We start from the raw sequence: 351 nt of genomic DNA, 5'->3' as shown, positions 1-351 counted from the left end.
GCCGCCCAGAGGGATGGAGCCCATGTCGATGCGCCGGCCCTGTTCATCGGTGTAGACCAGCGTTTCACCGCCCTCGGGGTGAGGCAGGATCTCGACGCGCACCTCATAGGCCACGCTCCAGCCCGCACCGAACATACCTTCGCGGCGCTCGTCGCGGCTGTTGTAGAAGCGTTGCCAGTCGATTGGCAAGATGCCGGGCAGGACGAAGTCCATCTCCTCGACATCGCCCAGAACTTTGGCCCCGGTGGCGGCATGCACCGGGTTCGACGAACCCATAGTAGCGTTGGCCGCGGCGCCCATCGCGCTGCTGACCGCCATCGACGCCGCGCCGCCCACCAGCATGCACGGCAG

General features: G+C 67.0%; 1 protein-coding gene. It reads right to left on the bottom strand.

Annotated elements, in window-relative coordinates; all coding sequences use genetic code 11:
- Nucleotides 1-351: DUF6531 domain-containing protein (locus tag GSM73_RS26650; protein WP_256676638.1), on the bottom strand; the 351-nt coding region annotated here is incomplete at both ends.

This window comes from Pseudomonas sp. PICF6 (genome assembly GCF_009831705.1).
GTDB lineage: Bacteria > Pseudomonadota > Gammaproteobacteria > Pseudomonadales > Pseudomonadaceae > Aquipseudomonas > Aquipseudomonas rhizophila.
Note: the sequence above shows the minus strand (reverse complement) of the source record. Positions and strands in the feature narration are given on the sequence as shown.